The 17,892-nt window shown below is 40.0% G+C and carries 16 protein-coding genes; 10 read left to right on the top strand and 6 right to left on the bottom strand.

What is annotated here, in order from left to right; all coding sequences use genetic code 11:
• Nucleotides 1-27 precede the first annotated feature (27 nt).
• Nucleotides 28-492, bottom strand: coding sequence for a DUF6265 family protein (locus FK178_RS07645; protein WP_146833061.1), 465 nt, complete (start codon nucleotides 490-492; stop codon nucleotides 28-30).
• A gap of 28 nt (nucleotides 493-520) precedes the next feature.
• A complete protein-coding gene (locus FK178_RS07640) occupies nucleotides 521-3,013 on the bottom strand; it encodes a M14 family metallopeptidase (RefSeq protein ID WP_146833058.1) in 2,493 nt (830 codons plus the stop codon).
• Nucleotides 3,014-3,127: 114 nt separating this feature from the next.
• On the opposite strand from FK178_RS07640, the gene bshC reads away from it, so the two are divergent.
• Both bshC and FK178_RS07630 read left to right on the top strand, forming a co-directional pair.
• Entirely contained in the window at nucleotides 3,128-4,741 is a 1,614-nt protein-coding gene (gene bshC / locus FK178_RS07635) for a bacillithiol biosynthesis cysteine-adding enzyme BshC (protein WP_146833055.1), read from the top strand.
• 4 nt (nucleotides 4,742-4,745) lie between these two features.
• On the top strand, nucleotides 4,746-6,122 hold the full coding sequence (locus tag FK178_RS07630; RefSeq protein WP_146837521.1) for a pyridoxal phosphate-dependent decarboxylase family protein: 1,377 nt from the start codon (nucleotides 4,746-4,748) through the stop codon (nucleotides 6,120-6,122).
• An 85-nt stretch (nucleotides 6,123-6,207) separates the two neighbouring features.
• Here FK178_RS07630 and FK178_RS07625 read toward each other — a convergent pair whose 3' ends face one another.
• From FK178_RS07625 to FK178_RS07615, 3 genes are all read right to left on the bottom strand, one after another.
• A complete protein-coding gene (locus FK178_RS07625; RefSeq protein ID WP_146833052.1) occupies nucleotides 6,208-7,236 on the bottom strand; it encodes a M28 family metallopeptidase in 1,029 nt (342 codons plus the stop codon).
• Nucleotides 7,237-7,355: 119 nt separating this feature from the next.
• Nucleotides 7,356-7,913 (bottom strand): sugar O-acetyltransferase, encoded by a 558-nt coding sequence (locus tag FK178_RS07620; protein WP_146833050.1) that lies wholly within the window; start codon nucleotides 7,911-7,913, stop codon nucleotides 7,356-7,358.
• A 150-nt stretch (nucleotides 7,914-8,063) separates the two neighbouring features.
• Nucleotides 8,064-8,624 carry a zinc ribbon domain-containing protein gene (locus tag FK178_RS07615; protein WP_146833049.1) on the bottom strand — a complete coding sequence of 187 codons (561 nt, stop codon included), beginning with the start codon at nucleotides 8,622-8,624 and terminating at the stop codon, nucleotides 8,064-8,066.
• Between the two features lie 137 nt (nucleotides 8,625-8,761).
• On the opposite strand from FK178_RS07615, the gene FK178_RS07610 reads away from it, so the two are divergent.
• Entirely contained in the window at nucleotides 8,762-9,664 is a 903-nt protein-coding gene (locus FK178_RS07610; protein ID WP_146833046.1) for a helix-turn-helix transcriptional regulator, read from the top strand.
• Nucleotides 9,665-9,886: 222 nt separating this feature from the next.
• On the top strand, nucleotides 9,887-10,942 hold the full coding sequence (locus FK178_RS07605; RefSeq protein ID WP_146833043.1) for an NAD(P)-dependent alcohol dehydrogenase: 1,056 nt from the start codon (nucleotides 9,887-9,889) through the stop codon (nucleotides 10,940-10,942).
• A gap of 19 nt (nucleotides 10,943-10,961) precedes the next feature.
• Here FK178_RS07605 and FK178_RS07600 read toward each other — a convergent pair whose 3' ends face one another.
• Nucleotides 10,962-11,771 carry a universal stress protein gene (locus FK178_RS07600; RefSeq protein ID WP_146833040.1) on the bottom strand — a complete coding sequence of 270 codons (810 nt, stop codon included), beginning with the start codon at nucleotides 11,769-11,771 and terminating at the stop codon, nucleotides 10,962-10,964.
• Nucleotides 11,772-12,475: 704 nt separating this feature from the next.
• Here FK178_RS07600 and FK178_RS07595 point away from each other — a divergent pair.
• Genes FK178_RS07595 through phoU form a run of 6 tightly spaced genes read left to right on the top strand, consistent with a single transcriptional unit; the run spans nucleotide 12,476 to nucleotide 17,889 of the window.
• Nucleotides 12,476-13,678, top strand: coding sequence for a porin (locus FK178_RS07595; protein ID WP_146833037.1), 1,203 nt, complete (start codon nucleotides 12,476-12,478; stop codon nucleotides 13,676-13,678).
• An 11-nt stretch (nucleotides 13,679-13,689) separates the two neighbouring features.
• Nucleotides 13,690-14,619 (top strand): PstS family phosphate ABC transporter substrate-binding protein, encoded by a 930-nt coding sequence (locus FK178_RS07590; protein ID WP_146833034.1) that lies wholly within the window; start codon nucleotides 13,690-13,692, stop codon nucleotides 14,617-14,619.
• A gap of 36 nt (nucleotides 14,620-14,655) precedes the next feature.
• On the top strand, nucleotides 14,656-15,534 hold the full coding sequence (gene pstC / locus FK178_RS07585) for a phosphate ABC transporter permease subunit PstC (protein WP_146833031.1): 879 nt from the start codon (nucleotides 14,656-14,658) through the stop codon (nucleotides 15,532-15,534).
• A complete protein-coding gene (gene pstA / locus FK178_RS07580) occupies nucleotides 15,527-16,384 on the top strand; it encodes a phosphate ABC transporter permease PstA (RefSeq protein ID WP_146833028.1) in 858 nt (285 codons plus the stop codon). Before pstC ends, pstA begins: the two co-directional genes overlap by 8 nt.
• Nucleotides 16,385-16,389: 5 nt before the next feature.
• Nucleotides 16,390-17,190, top strand: coding sequence for a phosphate ABC transporter ATP-binding protein PstB (pstB, locus tag FK178_RS07575; RefSeq protein ID WP_146837517.1), 801 nt, complete (start codon nucleotides 16,390-16,392; stop codon nucleotides 17,188-17,190).
• A 12-nt stretch (nucleotides 17,191-17,202) separates the two neighbouring features.
• Nucleotides 17,203-17,889, top strand: a complete 687-nt coding sequence (phoU, locus tag FK178_RS07570) for a phosphate signaling complex protein PhoU (protein WP_146833025.1) — start codon at nucleotides 17,203-17,205, stop codon at nucleotides 17,887-17,889.
• Nucleotides 17,890-17,892: the final 3 nt, after the last annotated feature.

Here is a 17,892-nt window from a genome sequence, read left to right as displayed (position 1 = left end):
CCTGATTCCTTCGGGATAAACTATTCTTTAATTGGTTTTCTCAAATATATATTTTATCTCCCGGCCGGGGTTAGAGATTATGGCATGCAATTGTTCCCCTTGCATTTGGTATTGAATTTTTTTCGGGAACTCGTTCTCTTTATTTTCAGAAACAAAACTACGGGAGGTTTGGCTTGTGATTTCGAATAGGGTAGGAGATTCGTTTACACCACTTATTTCAAGGTTCCATTGATCATCGATTTCCACAATTCTCAAAACCTCCTTAAAGATGGTATCATTTTCCCGCATTGTCCACCCAATTCCTTCGTAGGTTTTTTCCGGAGTTAGTTCCCATTTCTCATAGGTTTGAATCCCTTCCTTTTCATTTATTCTTTCCCAGGTTCCCACAAGCCAGCCGGCATTGATGGTCGATTCCCGTGAAATATCGGGGGATTTGTTACTGTCTTTGCAACCTAAAATAAAAATTGCAAGAAGCCAGAGAATCTTTTTCATGAATAAAGGAATTGGAAGGGCCTGTTTACTAACGGGTTAGATCATCATTATTCACAAAGAAAATGGAATTTACAAGGAACAATTTCCCGTTTTCCCAGAATCCCCTAAACAGCGGATTGTCAACCAGGTAAACAAAACTCCCTCTGCCCATAGGTTCAACCCCATAGGTCATAGAGTTTGGAATGCTTTTTCTGGCTTCACTTCCTGCAAATCCTGAAACGATCTCCGGCTTATCCCCTAAATAGGCAACATTATACCCGTTTTTCAAATGGCTGTAACTGTTATTGCTTAATTTAAGGCTGTAATAATCCTTATCATACCCAAAGGCCATGGGATGTGTATTGTCTACCCTGGTTTTAACTATGCTTCCGGTAATAAGTTCTTTAATACTTTCACGCTCCCGCTCATTATAAGGCGTCAGATTTCCTTTTGCAGAATCCTTTGATTTCTCAGGCTTATTCTCCTTTAATTCAAATCCTTCCTTGCCGGCAAAATGACCTACCGCATTTCCTATTGCAATAACTTTTCCGCCACCTTTAACCCAGTCGGTAAGTTTTTCGAGGGCAGGTTTATCCAGAACTTTACTATAGGAGCCTGAAGGCAAAATAAGTACATCCAGTTTTTCAAAGTTTATCCGTCCAAAGTCATCAGTATCGATGGGGGTGATAGGAAAATTTAATTGCTGTTCAAAGAAATGCCAGATCTCTCCAAAATTAAGGGAAGAGGTCCCTCTGCCGCGAAGTACTCCTATACGCGGAACATTTACCATTCTTACTTCGGGTGACCCAAAATCTGGCCCGCTGGTTGCGAAACCTGTAGTAGCAGGGCTAAGTTGCCTGTTGTGGTTATAGGCTATTTCTACCAATCTTGCATCGAAATTCCCGGTAGTTCTGTTGTCACTCTTGGTAATTACCAGGCTTCCACGATCAAATTTCTGGTTGTTATTTTCAAATGCCATCTCACTCACTCTAACCTTTATGCCCTCCTTTAGTAAAGCGGCAAGAAAACGTGCATCCTGCATGCTGTTCCATTTTGAGACATATCCTGCACCTGCAGGACTTGCTGTGTTATTAATTGCAACAGGGGAGGTGGTTTCACCAGAATTTAAGGCCCGTGTACTGGCTACAGCTTCCAGACCATAAGCATATGGAAGGCTCCAGGCTGTGATATCATAAGTAAGGGAATCGCTTAATTTTGCTGAAGGTTCAAAAAGCACCTTCACCATCTTTCCTTTTGGTTGATTGGCATTCACCAGCAGGGTGTTGCCGGTGGCGGTAAAATCGGTTCTGCTGTTGTTATAATTTCTTCCTTTGATTTTTCCTGAAGCCGCGGTGCTGTATTTTATTTCGTGCAGGTCCAGCAATTGTTTTAAAGATGCAATCTTATCGGGATTTCCGTTTAGGGCATAGCTCTTAAATTCAGCATTGCTGTTGCGGTAAAATTCATTAAAGGCATTATTTAATTTGTCAACATTACGGGCCGCAACTTCTACGGTTGAAAGTCCGGTAGAATGATGGTGTGCCACCCTGTCTACAAGGTTAAGCTCGTAGCCTTCGCGGGTGTCTATCCCCAGTCCTGCTCCCCCGTTCCCGGCCTGCTCATAGGTCATTCCAATAGCTCCCATATAAGTAGGATAGGTGTCACCGTAACTTGGATATAAAAGGTCAAAACGCTCTTTGGTAAAATATAACCAGCCTTCCTCATCGAAATAGCGCGCATGATTTTTCCCTATTTCGGTTTGGAATTCCCTTTGAAAAGGGGTGATAACTTCATGAAAAGGTTCTGCTGCAGGTGCGAAATAATAAGGTTCATTTATTCCCTGCTCATGAAAATCTACGTGAATATGCGGTAACCACTGGTTGTATATTTTTATACGCTGTTGGGTCTCCACTTGTGTGGCCCAGGCCCAGTCGCGGTTAAGGTCAAAAAGGTAATGATTTGGTCTCCCTCCCGGCCATGGTTCATTGTGTTCTACAGCCATAGGAGAAGTGTTATAAGGTTCAGCTTTTACCTGGTTGTACCAATTGGCATAGCGGTCACGCCCATCTGGATTTACGCAGGGATCAATTATTACCACTGTGTTTTCCAGCCAGTTTTTTTTGCTGGTCACCAGTTCATAAAGGGTTTGCATAGCAGCTTCTGTACTGGAAGCTTCATTGCCGTGAACATTATAACTAAGCCAGACGATGGCTTTTTCGGCCGATTTATCATAGCTTCCACTTTCCACACCCGTATTGCGCAGGTGATTATTGCGTATCTGGTCTATATTTCCAAGATTTTCTTCAGAAGAAACCACTGCATAGGTGAGTGGGCGACGCTCATTGGTTTTTCCATAGGTATGGTAAGTTACCAAACCTGAATTTTCAGCAATATGATTAAAATAATTTACAACCTCTGCATGCCGGGTAAATTGGGTGCCAATCTTGTAACCCAGAAATTCCTCGGGAGATTGTAAATTTTGTGCGATTGTAAATTGAAAGCTCAGGAAAAGAACGGAAACAAGGAGAGATAATTTTTTCATGTAAAAAATAAAATCTTGATTAGGAAAGTAAAGATAGCATACCACCCGGAATTTACTAAAAAATAGATGGTAAAAAGTTTATCTTCGGTATCTTTACATTATTAAAGTAATTATATGCCTTCAGACTGTCTTTCCTATAAAGAAACCAATTATTTTTCCCCACTTATTACAGATTATCTGGACCAGAAAGAGGAACTAAAACAGTTCTATAACCGCTTTCCATCATTGGAGAATTTTGGGAAACAAATTGAGGAAAAAAAGTCGGCGTTTAGTTTACACAATAGGGAAGTTCTTGTAAAAGCATTGCAGGAACAATATTCAAATCTGGAAATATCGTCAACTGTTTCATCTAATATAGATTCCCTCCTTCAGGAAAACACCTTTACAGTGACTACCGGCCACCAGCTTAATTTATTTACGGGCCCCTTGTATTTTTTATATAAGATAGTTTCTGCTATCAATCTTTCCGCAGCATTAAAAAAGGAATATCCCCTTTACAATTTTGTGCCGGTTTACTGGATGGCCACGGAGGATCACGATTTTGAGGAGATCAATTTTTTCAATCTTAACGGAAAAAAATTCCAGTGGAACAGTGCTGAAGCCGGAGCTGGAAATGATGCCGTGGGGAATTTAAGTACGCAGGGCCTGGAAGAGGTTTTCGCATTATTTTCTGCGGAAATTGGAGGGGGTAAAAATGCCGAATTCCTGAAGGACCTTTTTAAAAGGTCTTACCTGGAACACGAAAATCTTACAGATGCCACGAGGTTTTTAGCAAATGAGCTGTTTAAAGATTATGGTCTGGTGATCGTGGATGGGCATGATAAAAATCTAAAGGCCGGATTTATACCTTACCTGGAAAAAGAACTTACACAACAGGTTTCTTTTAACAATGCAAGGCCGGTGGCCCAAAAACTCGATGAACTTGGGTATGGGGTGCAGGTAACACCAAGAGAAATAAATCTCTTTTATCTTGACATTTGTGTAAGGGAACGCCTTATTGAGCAGGAAGAACGCTTTTATGTGAATGAAACCGATATAACCTGGAGTAAGGAGGAGATACTGAAAGAACTGCACGAAAACCCGGAAAAGTTTAGTCCAAATGTGATGACGCGGCCGCTCTACCAGGAAGTGATCCTGCCCAATCTGTGTTACATAGGCGGTGGGGGAGAGCTGGCGTATTGGTTTGAGCTAAAAGAAGTATTCAAGGTCGTAAACGTGCCCTTTCCTGTATTGCTACTACGAAATTCTGTGTTGATAGAAACAGCCAAGCAAAACGAAAAAAGGAAAAAACTGGATATTTCAATTTCTGAAATATTTATGAAGCAACATGAATTGATAAATCGCAAAGTGCGCAAGATCTCGAATATAGATATAGATTTTAGTTCGCAAAAAGAACACCTGGTACAACAGTTCTCAAAAATGTACGAGATCGCAGCACAAACAGATAAAACATTTCTCAATGCTGTAAAAGCACAGGAAGTGAAGCAATTAAAGGGACTTGAAAATCTTGAGAAACGCCTTCTCAAAGCTCAGAAACGAAAATTGAAAGATGAGGTTTCCCGTATTACAGGACTTCAAAATGAACTGTTTCCAAACAAAAGCCTGCAGGAGCGGCACACAAATTTTTCTGAAATGTACCTTGAATTTGGTGAACAATTGATCCCTGCGCTTATTGAACAGTTAAATCCTTTAGACATACAATTTAAAATCATTACCCTTGGAGAATAATAAAATGCATACCATAGATATGGATCTGGTTGAAATGACTCTGGATGTCATGAAATACACCATAGATCGAATTTCAAATGTAACCCCGGAGCTGGGTTCTCCCAAAAGGGAAGCAGATCTTCTGGAACTGGTGGGTGAAACCATTACCCCTATGGGAATTGGGGGAGAAAATGCCTTTAGGTTATTCAGGGATGTGCTGGTAAAAGCCACAGTGCCCATTGACCACCCGCGACACCTTGCATTTGTGCCTGCAGCACCAACCCGGGCGGCGATTATGTTTGATCTTGTAACCTCGGCCTCCAGCATTCACGGCGCATACTGGATGGAAGGCGCAGGTGGAATTTTTTGTGAAAATCAGGCCATGAAATGGCTGGTAGAATTAACCGGTTTACCAAAAGGTTCATTTGGGGTCTTTACCAGCGGTGGTACCGCCGCCAATTTATCGGCGATGGTGGCGGCACGGGAAGAATGGCGCTCCCGCGATGTGAACAATATTGGCCATAAAGGCCTGCTGTTAACTTCCAACGGGGCGCACAGCTCCGTACAGGCAATGGCCCGGGTAATGGATGCAGATCTTATAATGATAGATTGTGACGGGGATTTCCTTACCGGAAAAGAATTACAACAGGCCATAAACGAACTTGAGGACAAAGACCGCAAGCGCCTTTTTGCCGTGGTAGCCACCGGGGGAACCACCAATGCAGGAATCATAGATGACCTTGAGGGGATTGCCAATACCTGCCAAAAGGAAAAGGTTTGGCTGCATGTAGATTGCGCTTACGGTGGGGGAGCCCTGGCAGCTACCTCTGTAAGGCATTTGTTCAACGGAATAGAAAAAGCAGACAGTATTACTATAGACCCACATAAATGGTTGTTCTCTCCTTATGATTGCGGAGCGGTGATCTATAAGAATATGGAGCTTGCAGCAAATGCGCATTCTCAAAAGGGAGCGTATCTGGAGATCTTTAAAGATGAAGGCGCCCAGGGATTCAATCCTTCAGATTATCAAATTCAGTTAACGCGCCGGGTAAGGGGAATGCCTTTGTGGTTTTCACTCGCGATGCATGGAACAGAGAAATATAGGAAAGCTATAGAACGCGGAATTGAACTGGCAAAAATTGCTGCTGAAAAAATTAAGCAAAGACCATATTTGGAATTGGTAAGGCCCTCCAGCCTCTCTGTAGTGCTTTTCAGAAGAAAGAACTGGACACCTGAAAATTACCGGGACTGGACCTATAAAAATCACAGGGAAGGACTTGCCCTGGTAACTCCTACAAAATGGAAATCCAACGGGGAATATGAGACCATTTCCAGATTCTGTTTCATAAATCCCGATACTACTGAAGCCGATATAGATATGATCCTGGATACAATGGCATAAACATTAGGTAAAGGATAAATTTCACCAATAAAAAAAACTGCCCGGAAATACCGGGCAGTTTTAATTTTTTAGAATTTTCTCTGAATTACCTGGCAGAGGCAGCGGCATCAACAGGCTTGTCAACTACAGGACGCGTATCCCGGTTCGCAACTTCCCATGCGGTTAAGAATACCAGTTGTGCACGTTTTGCCAACAAGTCGTACTCGATCTTATCTGGAGTATCAGTGATCTTGTGATAATCTGCATGCACCCCGTTAAAGTAAAAAATGATAGGGATGTTGTTTTTAGCGAAGTTGTAATGGTCGCTTCGGTAATAAAAACGGTTAGGATCGTTCTCGTCATTATAGGTGTAATCAAGCTCCATATTTATATATTTCGCATTGATCTCTTCGCTTATGTTATGAAGTTCTGTACTTAACTTGTCACTTCCAATAAGATATACATAATCTCCGGCATCTTCTTTTCCGTTGCCAATACGTCCAATCATATCAATATTAAGGTTGGCAATAGTATTTACCAGGGGAAATACAGGATTATCTGTGTACCATTTAGAGCCAATAAGGCCTTTTTCCTCTCCGGTAACATTCAGGAACAAAATTGATCGTTTTGGATGGAAACCGTCTGCTTTTGCCTGCATAAATGCATCGGCAATTTCAAGAATAGCTACAGTTCCGGACCCATCATCATCTGCACCATTAAAAACATTTCCTTCAGCATCCATTCCCACGTGGTCATAATGCGAAGAGATCACCAGTACTTCTTCAGGAAATTCACTTCCTTCAAGAAAAGCCAACACATTTTCTGAATCCTTTACATTCCCACGAAACGCGGTTGAAGGTACTGGCTGGTAATAATTGGTTACTCCTGCCGGAGAAGGAATATTTAGTTTCTTGTATTCATTTACAAGATATTGGGCAGCTTTTTTCTGGCCCGGTTCTCCTGTATTACGGCCTTCAAATTCGTCGCTTGCAAAAATGTATAAATGCTCGCTAAGCTCACCTGCAGTAATAGTATTTGCATACTTCATCACATCTGCATTCTCAACCTTATTTTGTTGGTGAACGCCGCAACTCAATAAGCTAATAGTCAGGGCGCTTAAAATTAATTTCTTCATAAATAGAATCTTATTTTTTATTAATCCTGCCAAGATAGGGGATTAAGCGATAATATTATTAGGCTGGTATAGAAAAATTAAAGTTAAAAAATGAGGTGATAATTTTTACGGAAAAAATTTTATTCCAATTCCCGTATTATTTTGCAGGGATTTCCGGCTGCAAATACCCCGGCCGGAATATTTTTAGTAACAACGCTTCCAGCCCCTATTACGCTTCGATCACCTATGCTCACGCCAGGGCAAATAGTTACATTTCCACCTACCCACACATGGTTCCCTATTTCAATATGTTTACCGCTTTCCATCCCCGAAGCTCTTTGGGCATGGTCCAAAGGGTGAGTGGGAGTATAAATTTGGACTGCAGGCCCAAAAAGACAATTGTTGCCTATAATTACGGGAGCGACATCCAAAATAACGCAGTTAAAGTTGAAGTAAACATTTGTCCCTAATTTTATATTTTTTCCATAATCGCAATAAAATGGAGGCTGTATTTCAAGTCCTTCCCCCGCGTCAGGTATGAGTTCCTTTATAATATGGGCACGTGCTGTCGTATCTTCTTCGGGTAACTGGTTATAATTCCTTAATAGTTTTCTTGCTTCCCACCTTTCACGGGTAAGAATGGGATCTCCTGCGTAATAAAGCTCGCCTGCGAGCATTTTTTCCTTTTCGGTCTTCATAATGCGATTCACTTTTATTCCAAAATTCTTATACTATATCCTCCTGATTTTATTGAAGATAGGGATTGTGGCAGATATTAGGAATTAGAACTCCTATAAATGTAATATTAGTTTCTTCGCGGTCTGTTTTGAAATCTTTCGAGTGAAGGGTTATAAATATTTATCGGGGGTAACAGATATAAGAAAGAGGTGCCTGCCGTTCTTATCTTTATAATTATAATTCATGGTGGTTTTATAATCGCGCTGGAATTGCATTTGAGGATCTGTACTTACCGCATTGGTAATAATGGGTTCCAGGTAAGTTTTAAAAGCCTGCACATCTATATTTTCCAATTCGGCATTCATTACGGTATAATTGTATTGGAATACATTGCCGGGTAAGACCAGGGCATTGTCCAGGCGTGTATCTGCATCTACCATCATAGGACATTGCTTATTGATTTCATCTGCAATTTTTGACATTGTGGTGTCAAAGACCGGTTCATTAAAAAAGAAATGCTGAACTGCAAAAAAGGACAGCAAAAAAAAGATCACGCCTGCAATGGTACCGGGGATGGTATTTTTAGAGGACTTCTTTTCCATCGCAGTTGTTGCCGAAGGATCTGCTACCGGTTGCGAACTATCTTTTGGAAGCGCATACCCACAGGAGGCGCAAAATTTGGAGGTAACAGGATTGTCTTCCCCACATTGTGTACAGATTATTTTAGCCATGAGAATTTGATTAATCATATCGAATTTAAGAAAATTTTTAGAATTCTGATATAAATAAAAATTGCTATGAACGACATAAAATGTCGTGCTTTTTTGGTATCTTGATAATTGAAAGCAACGTATAAAACCACGCAAAAATGTCCAGACAGGAAGGGATACAACGCCATAGATTTATTATCCATCAACTTACCAAAAAGCCCTCGACCTTTAAGGAGATCAGGAGTTTTTTAAAGTTACAGGAGGAGATCACGGGCGACAGGCTAACGTGTTCCCTGCGCACTTTTCAGCGGGCGATGATAGAGATTTCTGGTCTTTACCAGGTGGATATCAAATATGATAAAAAACGAAAGGTCTACTATATTGAAGAAGATGAACGGGAGGCTCAAAGCGAAAGGCTCATGGAATCATTTGATCTTTTCAATGCTATACGAATGGGGAACAGCTTTGGCAATCATCTTATCTTTGAGGGTCGCAGGGCTTTGGGAACCGAGCACATGCACGGGCTTTTGCACGCTATAAGAAACAGGCTGGAAGTGAGTTTTAATTACAGCAAATTTGTTGATGGCTCCGTTACCAAAAGAACGGTACATCCGGTTGCCATCAAAGAGGCCAGAAACCGATGGTACCTGCTTGCCAGGGATGCGTCAGGAGATGTGGTAAAGAATTTTGGTCTGGACCGCATGGCAGGACTGGAAATAGGAAGTAAAAAATTCAGGGAAATAAAAGATTTTGATCCCTCTAAAGAATATAAATATACTTTTGGTATCATTAACGGTACCGGGGAACGGCCGGAAAGGATCATACTCTCCTTCACACCAAAAGAAGGAAGATATATAAATTCACTTCCCCTTCATCACAGCCAGAAAGAGATCCTTAAGAATAAGGCAGAACATATTTTTGAATATGAGCTGGTACCTACATATGATTTCAAAATGGAGATCCTTTCTTTTGGAGATACTGTCAAAGTATTAGAGCCTGAAAGTCTACGGAAGGATATCGCTAAACAGTTGGAAAAAGCCCTCGCTCACTATAAAATTTAAAAATTTTAGGGGATCTTTGAGAATATTATTTTTTCCGAATTTTCTATTACGTTTTTTAAACGTAGGGTTTTCTTTACAGGAGGAATCCTATTTATTGCTGTACCTTAGTGAGAAAAAGATAGATCACAGATTTAGCGGTGAGATTAAATTTCCCCCGGGTAATCCTTCCCAGTGAATTTTATCAAACCCATAATTGCACTAAAATAAAAAAAACAATTCCATATGAAAAAGATTAAAGCTTTTGCCGCTCACGAGCAAGCCGCTCCTTTAAAACCTTTCGAGTTGGAGCGAAGAGAAGTACAGGAGAATGATGTATATATAGATATAGAATATTGCGGGGTGTGTCATTCAGATCTTCACTTTGTGAAAAATGACTGGGGTATGAGTCAGTATCCCCTGGTTCCGGGTCATGAGATCATTGGACGGGTATTAAAGGTGGGAAACAATGTTTCTAACTTTAAGGAAGGCCAACTCGTGGGAGTAGGTTGTATGGTAGATTCATGCCGGCATTGTACGGCATGTAAGGAAGGCCTTGAACAATATTGCGAAAAGGGATCAACCTTTACCTATAACGGACCAGATAAATATATGGGCGGGATGACCTTTGGGGGCTATTCCCAAAAGATAGTGGTAGACAAGGATTTTGTGGTACGCGTACCTGAAAATCTGGATGCCAAAGCGGCTGCGCCCTTACTCTGCGCAGGTATTACTACATTTTCTCCGCTTCGTCACTGGAAGGTGAAAAAGGGGGATAAGGTTGGAGTAATTGGATTGGGAGGCCTGGGGCACATGGGCGTTAAATTTGCCCATGCTATGGGTGCTGAGGTTGTGATGATCACCTCATCCCCTTCTAAAGGCGAAGACGCAAGAGAATTAGGCGCGGCAGATGTATTGATTTCAAAAGATGAAGAACAAATGGCAAAACATGCCAGCTCTTTCGATTTTTTACTTAATACCATTCCAGTAGGCCATGATCTTAATCCCTATCTGGGTTTGCTTAAACGCGATGCCACCATGGTAATAGTAGGCGCAGTTGAACCATTGGATCCCATGCATGGAGGTCAGTTAATATTCCAGCGGAAAAGAGTGGCCGGGAGTTTAATAGGCGGAATAAAAGAAACTCAGGAAATGCTGGATTTTTGCGGAGAACATAATATTGTTTGCGATGTTGAGGTAATAGATATGCAGGACATCAACACGGCATATGAGCGAATGCTGAAGAGCGATGTGAAATACAGGTTTGTGATAGATATGAAATCCTTAAACACAGATAGTTAAAAGAATTTTTGGCCAGGGTCTAATCATGCAGAATAAATATGGGCAGCTTTCCCGAGATTGTGGAAAAGATCCCATATTTATTGTGCAGTAACTTGTAACAAAGGGTAATATCTTTACCCATTAGGGCTATAAGGTCAAAATCTTCCTGGATCTTTTGGAGCTGCGAAATAGAAAAAATATCAAGGTCGCGCATTTTTAAATGTTTTACGCGACTACTATTGGTGGTAGCAACCAGGGTTCCTGCACCAGTAGATATAATATCTTCTTCTTCAGTATTTCCAAAGATCTCCATCACATTGATCTCTACCTTTTTTTCAAATGCTGAAAAATTCTCAAGTTTTCTTATAGTTTCATCCAGCGAAGGGATATAAGTATATGGAAAGATCAATTTTTCAATCTTCCGGAATTCTGAACCTTCTGCAACTGCCAGAAGATTACATTTAATTTTTTTCAGGATCTCATAGGTTTGGTTCCCTACAATTGTATAAGGAGAAAAGCCCTTATTCGCGGCTCCCATTACAATCAGGTCTATCTTCTTTGCATCGGTATAACGCCGGGTGGCGGTTACCAGGTCATTCTCAGAATATAAGGCTTCAAACTGGTGATCTGGATTTGTCGTAAGCTTTTTCAGCTCCAGAATTCGCCTTTCTATTTTTACAAGAGCGCGGGCCATTCTTTCATTGGCAGGCATTTGTGGATCCTCATCTGTATGAAACTGTCCTATATTAAGAAGATAAAATTTCACAGGTGTTTTTCTTAGAAATTGCAGCGCAAATTCCGCAGCATTCTTTGCTACCTGGGAAAGATCTGTTAAAATGAGTACATTCATAGGAATAACATCTATACCTGTTTAGGGGGTAAAATTAAATTATCCCTTTTAGGCAAATAATGACCTGGATCATATTATCCCGTATTTAGTTCTTTCTATTCTATCAGAATTTTAATCTTTATTGATCATTCCTGTAAATATTATGGTGTAGAATCTTCTTTTTTTGGATCGTTGATACCACGATTCGAAGAAACTTACTTTTCTAAACCCCTTAAATGGTTAGGTATTTAAGGCCTTTTCATATTAACTTAATAAGTTAACAGAAAAATAAGTATAAAAATTAAAATTTTAATCCAATTTTAATGTAGCTTTGTTTTTTCAAAAAGAGTTAGGTTTTTTTTTGTTAATTGACGCAAGAGCACATTTACCCGATGTGCTCTTTTGTATTTTGGAAAATTATCGAATCTACTTCCATTTCGGGCATTCTGCATTCACCTCTCGTAGGGAAAAATTTTACCTCCCGAAAGCCTACAAATTAATAATTAATTGATATTGGCTTAACGCTGTTATTAATTAAAACAATTTTCTTTGGTTTACTTGATGTGCATTAAGTTAAAAGCATATATTCTTAATTTTTGTCGATTAGATGTATGACAGGTTGCCTTGGCCAGGCAACCTTTTTTATTTTACTTAATCATGATAAGCGGGTAACATCTACTTAACATTGTTGTCGGTTCTTTGCTGTGACAAAAATTAAGAAGTAGATGAAATTAAAACACCTATTACCCTTGGCGTTGAGCGTGTTCTTGACATTTTCAATGCAAGCTCAGGACATTACCGAAAATCGTTTCGGAAAAGGACTAGTAAATGTGATGGCAAAAGATAGTTCCTACAGTCTGGTCTTTGCAGCCCGTTTTCAGTCATTATATTCTTCCCAATGGGAATTTCCGCATTATGAGGAATTTGAATCGGGCGACTCTAATTTTTTAATACGGCGTGCCAGATTAAAATTTGACGGTTTTGCATTTTCCCCAAAATTGGTATACAAGCTAGAAGTTGGTTTATCAAACCGGGACATTTCAGGAACCTCAGTTTATACAGGTAATACACCCCGGTATATTTTGGATGCGGTTTTAAAATGGAATTTCTTTGAAAATTTTGAACTCTGGGCAGGGCAAACCAAGCTTCCCGGAAACCGGGAACGGGTAATATCATCGGCCAACCTTGAAACCGTAGACCGCTCCCTGGTGAACAGCAGGTTTAATATAGACCGGGATATGGGATTGCAATTACATCACTCATTAAATTTGGGGCCAAATTTTTTGATAAGAGAAGCTTTCGCTTTTTCACAGGGCGAGGGCCGGAATATCTCTACAGGAAATCTTGGTGGTTACCAATACACAGGAAGGATAGAAGCCTTGCCTCTTGGTGATTTTTCAGATTATACCGGGGCAGATCTTTCCCGGGAGGAAACACCTAAACTTGCTGTAGGATTTACCTATGATCATAATGCAAATGCGGTTAGAACGCGCTCCAATTCCGGAACATACATGGTAAACGATATTGGGTTTCATGAAGCAGATATCAATACCATTTTCCTCGATGCTATGTTCAAATATCAAGGATGGTCTGTGATGGTAGAATATGCTGACAGGACCAGCGATCAACCCATTGCAATGAATTCAGACGGTACCGCTACCGGAGCAGTGGTTAACGTAGGTGATGGTTTTAATATCCTAACCGGGTATGTGTTTAAAAACAATTTTCAGGTAACCGGAAGGTATACAACCATAGAATTAGAGGAAGAAATTACGGGAGCAGGAGTAGAAACTCAATATACCCTGGGTTTTTCCAAATATCTGGTAGGGCATAAATTAAAAGTGCAAACCGATGTGAGCTTAAACGATTACGAAAATAATATTGATAACAGTTTAATGTACAGATTTCAAATAGATTTCCATTTTTAAATTAAGATAACATGAAAAAAGTAATTATTACCGGCGCTATGGCATTTATAGTTTTTGCCTGCGGAAACAATAAAAAAGAAACGGACAGCAGCGCAATTTCAATAGACGGGTCAAGCACAGTATATCCCGTAACTGAAGCTATGGCAGAAGAATTTCGTAATGAAGACCCTAATGTAAATGTTACTATTGGAGTTTCAGGCACTGGAGGAGGTTTCAAGAAATTTGGAAGGGGAGAGGTAGATATTGCCAACGCCTCGAGACCAATTAAGGAGGAGGAAATAGCTATTGCGAAAGAAAATAACATTACCTATGTAGGTCTTGAAGTAGCATATGATGGTCTTGCCGTTGTGGTACATCCAGATAACGATTGGGTCACCTGTTTTACGGTGGAAGAATTGAAAAAAATATGGGAACCTGGAGCTCAGGGGACCATAAAAACGTGGAACCAGGTTAACCCTGATTGGCCAAATGAAGAGATCTTACTTTTTGGACCCGGTGTAGCTTCAGGAACCTTTGATTATTTTACCGAAGCAATTGTTGGTAAAAGCGGTAGCAGTAGAGGAGATTTTACCGCCAGTGAAGACGATAACGTGCTGGTTCAGGGAGTTTCGGGATCCAAATATGGTTTAGGATTTTTTGGTCTAGCATATTTTGAGGAAAATAAAGATAAATTAAAACTGGTAGGAGTAGATGGCGGTGAAGGTTGTATCCTTCCTTCCCTTGAAACCGTAAAAAACAGTACCTATGCACCTTTATCAAGACCGTTATACATTTATATAAACAGTTCTTCCCTTAAGAATCCCAAAGTAATAGACTTTGTAAATTTCTATCTCGAGCAGGCGCCAACACTTCTCGAAGATGTAGGATATTTTCCATTAAGTGTTGAAGAGTATAAAGCTCAAAAAGCTAAGTTCGATGATTTTGTAAAATCCAATAATTAAACTGGTTTTAGGTAAATATCTTCAATAATAGAGTATATGAAGAGGATCAAAGAGGTTGCAATAGAAAAAACACTGCTGGTTAGTGCTCTGGTTACAATAGCTGTAACCCTGGGCATTATCCTGGTGTTATCTATTGAGGCCTTTAATTTTTTCAGGGTAGTTCCCCTTACAGATTTTATAACAGATACCCAATGGACTCCACTGTTTACAGAGAAACATTTCGGGATCTTACCGCTGCTTTCTGGTACCCTGTTAACATCCTTTATAGCAATAGCATTTGCGGTACCCGTTGGATTATCTATTAGTATCTACATAAGTGAATATGCTCCTAAAAGTTTTAGAAAGACTATTAAACCGGCTCTTGAATTGCTGGCAGCAGTTCCTACGGTTGTTTACGGTTTCTTTGCCCTTACCGTAGTTACCCCATTTCTGCAAACATTTATTCCGGGATTATCCGGGTTTAATTCCCTCTCAGCAGGTCTTGTAATGGGAATAATGATTATCCCTTTTATTTCATCTCTTAGTGAGGATGCATTGCATGCAGTTCCAAACTCCTTGAGGGAAGCATCTTATGGAATGGGTTCTACCAGATTGCAAACCGCATTTAAAGTATTGGTGCCTGCGGCCTCCTCAGGAATTATTGTATCAATTATCCTTGCTGTCTCAAGAGCAATTGGAGAAACAATGATAGTAGCAATTGCTGCCGGGCAACAACCCCGCCTAACGCTGGATCCAACTGTTCCTGTTGAGACAATAACCGCCTATATCGTGCAGGTGAGCCTGGGAGATGTGGGTCATGGTACACTGGAATATCAAACCATTTTTGCCGCTGGGATTACCCTGTTCATTTTTACTTTCTTATTAAATACGCTGAGTTACAGGTTGCGAAAGAAATTTGCCGAGAAATATGAATAATATTAAAAAGAACCGGATTAAGGATAAGGCATTTAAGGTGTGGGGTATTGGCTGTACCTTGCTGGGATTGGTATTGCTTTCAGTTTTTATAGGTTCAATCCTTATAGACGGGCTTCAAAGAATTGACTGGGATTTTATTACCAACCTACCTTCCCGCAGTGCAGAGAGAGCAGGGATATACACCGCTCTTACAGGAAGTGTCTGGATCCTTGTACTTACTACAATAATTGCTTTACCCCTTGGAATAGGTGCTGCTATTTACCTTGAAGAATATGCCAAAAAAGGGAAATTATCTTCAATTCTGGAAGTGAATATATCCAACTTGGCAGGAGTTCCTTCCATCATATATGGCCTTTTAGGCCTGGAAGTATTTGTAAGAATTCTTGAAATGGGAGCCAGCATTTTGGCAGGAAGTTTTACCCTGGCGCTTTTAATATTACCCATTGTAATCGTATCAACCCGGGAAGCTATAAAAGCGGTGCCAAAATCAATAAGGGATGCATCATTCGCTCTCGGAGCCTCAAAATGGCAAACAGTCTCTATGCAACTACTTCCTGCTTCTTTTGGTGGGATTCTTACCGGTATAATTCTAGCTTTATCCAGGGCTGTGGGTGAAACGGCGCCTCTCATTGTAATAGGGGCATTGGCATATGTTCCTTTCGCCCCATCTTCCCCAATGGATGAATTTTCAGTCCTGCCAATCCAGATATTTAACTGGATATCCCGTCCGCAAAAAGGCTTTGAGGTGAATGCTGCTGCAGCAATAATAATTCTTTTACTAATTACTTTTATAATGAATGCCATTGCTGTTTATTTTAGAAACAAATGGCAGAAAAAATTAAACAATTAATGCTGATGGTTAAAAACGAAAAAGAGCCCTTAATTGATAAATCAATAAAGCGGCAATATAAGCTTCAGGCAACCGGAATAAAAGTTTTTTATGACAATTTCGAAGCTATAAAAGGCATAGACATGAATATAAAAGCCAATAAAGTAACGGCTTTTATTGGACCATCTGGTTGTGGTAAATCAACCTTTTTACGACTTTTTAACCGTATGAATGATTATATAGATGGATTTCGGGTAGAGGGTGAAATAAGTATAGACGGCAAGAACATTTATAAAAAAAAGGTGAATGTAGAACAATTGAGAAAGCAGGTAGGAATGGTTTTTCAAAAGCCAAACCCCTTTCCTAAGTCTATATTTGAAAATGTTGCTTATGGTTTAAAAATTCAGGGAATTAAGGATAAGAAATTCTTGCAGGAAAAAGTGGAAGATTCCCTGAAACAAGTTTCTCTGTGGGAAGAGGTTAAGGACGATCTTAATAAATCTGCATTAGCTCTTTCCGGCGGGCAGCAACAGCGTTTGTGTATTGCCAGAACCCTTGCCGTAGAACCATCGGTTATTTTGATGGATGAACCAACCTCTGCATTGGATCCAATTTCAACTGCCAAAATCGAGGAGCTTATTTTTGAATTGAAAAGTAAATATACCATTGTGATAGTTACGCATAATATGCAGCAGGCTGCACGAATAAGTGACCGCACAGCATTTTTTTATATGGGAGAGCTTGTTGAATATGACAGTACTAAAAAGATCTTTACCAATCCTGAAAAGAAACAAACAGAAAATTATATTACCGGAAGGTTCGGATAAAAACTACAAATTATGATAAGTTTAGATCAACATAAAGAAGCCTTAAACCAGTCCGGCATTGAAATGCTGGAGTTGTGCACAAAGCAATTAAGAAATGCCAGGGAGGCTTTTTTTAATCATGACAGCGACCTGGCAGAAGAGGTTTTACATATAGAAAACCGGGTGAATGCGTTGGACCTGAAAATTGACAGAGATTGTGAACGTTTTATTGCCCTGCATAATCCTGTTGCGGGAGATCTGCGATTTGTACTTGCATTACGTAAGATCAATTTTGATCTTGAAAGGGTAGGAGATCATGCTTACGGCATTTCGAATTACATTATTGAGGTTGATATTCCTATTGAGAAAAGATTACTGGACCTCATGAAGATCGAAGAAATGTTTGATTCAGCATTATCTATGATGGATGATATAACTGGAGCATACATTGCTACAGATACTAAAAAGGCCCGTAAAGTTTTTAAAAAGGATAAAGTCCTAAATAAAATAAATATGAAGGCTTTTGAAATTATTTCAGGTGAGGTGAAAAAAGATCCGCAATTGATAGATCAATTCCTGTTACTATTTTCAATAATTAAAAAGGTAGAACGAATTGGAGACCTTGTAACCAATATAGCTGAGGAGATTATATTTTTCAGGGAGGCCGAAGTTTTAAAACATAAAAAAAAGAAAGGCATTAGGAAGAAAAAGGACGATTAAGGT

Origin of the sequence: Antarcticibacterium arcticum (genome assembly GCF_007993795.1) — a bacterium.
Classification (GTDB): domain Bacteria; phylum Bacteroidota; class Bacteroidia; order Flavobacteriales; family Flavobacteriaceae; genus Gillisia; species Gillisia arctica.
Note: the sequence above shows the minus strand (reverse complement) of the source record. Positions and strands in the feature narration are given on the sequence as shown.

Coding starts and splice junctions, on each gene's coding strand:
- FK178_RS07615 (WP_146833049.1), bottom strand. CDS start 8,624: ATGGCTAAAATAATCTGTACACAATGTGGGGAAGACAATCCTGTTACC.
- FK178_RS07630 (WP_146837521.1), top strand. CDS start 4,746: ATGCATACCATAGATATGGATCTGGTTGAAATGACTCTGGATGTCATG.
- FK178_RS07590 (WP_146833034.1), top strand. CDS start 13,690: ATGAAAAAAGTAATTATTACCGGCGCTATGGCATTTATAGTTTTTGCC.
- FK178_RS07600 (WP_146833040.1), bottom strand. CDS start 11,771: ATGAATGTACTCATTTTAACAGATCTTTCCCAGGTAGCAAAGAATGCT.
- FK178_RS07645 (WP_146833061.1), bottom strand. CDS start 492: ATGAAAAAGATTCTCTGGCTTCTTGCAATTTTTATTTTAGGTTGCAAA.
- pstC (WP_146833031.1), top strand. CDS start 14,656: ATGAAGAGGATCAAAGAGGTTGCAATAGAAAAAACACTGCTGGTTAGT.
- bshC (WP_146833055.1), top strand. CDS start 3,128: ATGCCTTCAGACTGTCTTTCCTATAAAGAAACCAATTATTTTTCCCCA.
- phoU (WP_146833025.1), top strand. CDS start 17,203: ATGATAAGTTTAGATCAACATAAAGAAGCCTTAAACCAGTCCGGCATT.
- FK178_RS07595 (WP_146833037.1), top strand. CDS start 12,476: ATGAAATTAAAACACCTATTACCCTTGGCGTTGAGCGTGTTCTTGACA.
- FK178_RS07625 (WP_146833052.1), bottom strand. CDS start 7,236: ATGAAGAAATTAATTTTAAGCGCCCTGACTATTAGCTTATTGAGTTGC.
- FK178_RS07610 (WP_146833046.1), top strand. CDS start 8,762: ATGTCCAGACAGGAAGGGATACAACGCCATAGATTTATTATCCATCAA.
- FK178_RS07620 (WP_146833050.1), bottom strand. CDS start 7,913: ATGAAGACCGAAAAGGAAAAAATGCTCGCAGGCGAGCTTTATTACGCA.
- pstA (WP_146833028.1), top strand. CDS start 15,527: ATGAATAATATTAAAAAGAACCGGATTAAGGATAAGGCATTTAAGGTG.
- pstB (WP_146837517.1), top strand. CDS start 16,390: ATGGTTAAAAACGAAAAAGAGCCCTTAATTGATAAATCAATAAAGCGG.
- FK178_RS07605 (WP_146833043.1), top strand. CDS start 9,887: ATGAAAAAGATTAAAGCTTTTGCCGCTCACGAGCAAGCCGCTCCTTTA.
- FK178_RS07640 (WP_146833058.1), bottom strand. CDS start 3,013: ATGAAAAAATTATCTCTCCTTGTTTCCGTTCTTTTCCTGAGCTTTCAA.